2 protein-coding genes and 1 pseudogene are annotated in these 1,673 nt (G+C 53.6%); all 3 read right to left on the bottom strand.

The genetic code is table 11. The features are described 5' to 3' along the window. Nucleotides 1-20 precede the first annotated feature (20 nt). Nucleotides 21-746, bottom strand: coding sequence for a hypothetical protein (locus ACR9Y2_RS40285; protein ID WP_435047587.1), 726 nt, complete (start codon nucleotides 744-746; stop codon nucleotides 21-23). A gap of 117 nt (nucleotides 747-863) precedes the next feature. After that, complete coding sequence (locus ACR9Y2_RS40280) at nucleotides 864-1,277, bottom strand: TonB family protein (RefSeq protein ID WP_435047586.1); 414 nt, start codon at nucleotides 1,275-1,277, stop codon at nucleotides 864-866. Nucleotides 1,278-1,466: 189 nt separating this feature from the next. Next, a pseudogene (locus ACR9Y2_RS40275) lies at nucleotides 1,467-1,673 on the bottom strand (hypothetical protein); the annotation flags it as partial.

The following is a 1,673-nucleotide window of genomic DNA, read 5'->3' as shown; positions in this document are numbered from 1 at the left end:
TCAGGCTGTCACCGTTCTCGTTATTCGATGTACTTCGCGCAGGTCGGCCTCTGCGTGCCGTGTTTCCACTCGCACCAGAAAATCACCGGCTTGCGAGCCTTCGTCATCTCGTCAGGGGGAGAGAATCCAAAAGCGGGAACTAATAGAGGAAACCCATAGGCTGTCCACAGGTAGGGAGAATCTGCAATATACAGCCCAACGGAGTGAACACCGAGGTGTTGCCTCACGTTCTTGAGAATATTCCGAGCTGCGTCCAGATTCAAAGGCTCTTGCGTCCAAGCCCACGCGACGATCTCTTTTCTTTCCGGTTTCCAGTCAGGGCCTACGAACAGCAAGGAGACTGCCGGAGGGACGAAAAATGGATTTTGCCCCCTCAGGACCTTTTGCTCCACCTCCTTTTTAGCGGGGTCCCAGAGCATCGCACCCGCGCCGGTCGGCGACTCCAATATATAGGCGATGCCTGCTCCTTCAGCCCGTTCTTTGAGTGCCACACGCTTGTAGGCCTCCCAAGATATATCAAACCCACCGAATTCCGCTTTGGGTTCATTTTCTGTCACAACCGTGAATCGAGTATTCGCGGTAGTGCGCCCACTAAGCGGCACCGCCCGCAGGATGCTGCTCAGGGTGAAGTCGTTGCGACAACAACTGACATGGCGGAAGATAACTTCCGGATCGAGCGTGGGAGAACTCATGCCGGGAGCGTAGCCGATTAGTATGAGACCAGCAATGAGGTATGCTCGATTCATTGGCAGCCTTTCTCAAGCCAATTGGTGATTCCGATTGAAGGCCCACTGTCCTTAATATAACTGTCAGGTATCTGAAGGGGAAAAGGGGACGTCCAGGCTGTCCCCGTCCCTCACAATTCAAGGCTGGAAATGAACTGCCTCTCCAAGTACGGTGACGACCCAAGGGTGGACGTACGCGATCCGCGTTCGTGGACGATGCTCAACTGCGCCCTGGAGCTTAAACGAGAAATGGAACCGAACACTAGTTTCTTTGGTCGAAGACGCTTCGAGGCCTCGCTGTGTGAAACGCCATTTTCGAATTGCGGTTTCAGCAGCTTCGGCCAATACGCGATGTCCAGAAATAACTTTGGTTCGAGTTACCGTCCCGAGGCTCCCAATAGTCACTTCCAGTTCGACCTCTCCTGCAATCTGTGCCTGCACACCAAGTAGTGGATATTCGAAAGTCTCCCATGCGACGAGGAATACCTCATCACCAAACGCTCGAACACTTGAGATTGCGACCAGCATGAGCAAACGAAAGATCGCCTTCATTAGAATTTACCAAATGTGTTCTTGCAATGAGCCTCAATCATGTCGTTGTTTTTTCTTCCGGAAAAGGGGACGTCCTGAAAAGGTGACGTCCTGGACTGTCCCTCTCGATTTTCCTATATATCTTTCCAGACCATACACTCAGCATTCTACTCGAAGCGAACGCTTCCGATCGCACTGGCTCCGCCTCATTCACCCTCTGGCTCTCAGTACCTCGACCTCCCTCGCTGGAGCCAACTCTCCCACCACCTTTGCCCAAAGCTCAGCCCGTTGCGCGTGCATTTCCTGCGTAAACGCCTGATCTCCAAATGGCTGACCAGAGTGTGTCGCACGGCGCAGCGCTTTAAGCTCGATTTCCACTTCCGGCTCATTCGACAGGCGCGCCCAAGCAGGAGCGGA

This window comes from Paludibaculum fermentans, from assembly GCF_051172195.1.
Lineage (GTDB): Bacteria > Acidobacteriota > Terriglobia > Bryobacterales > Bryobacteraceae > Paludibaculum > Paludibaculum fermentans_A.
The sequence above is the reverse complement of the archived record's forward strand: the minus strand, read 5'-3'. Positions and strand labels throughout refer to the sequence as shown.

Coding starts and splice junctions, on each gene's coding strand:
- ACR9Y2_RS40285 (WP_435047587.1), bottom strand. CDS start 746: ATGAATCGAGCATACCTCATTGCTGGTCTCATACTAATCGGCTACGCT.
- ACR9Y2_RS40280 (WP_435047586.1), bottom strand. CDS start 1,277: ATGAAGGCGATCTTTCGTTTGCTCATGCTGGTCGCAATCTCAAGTGTT.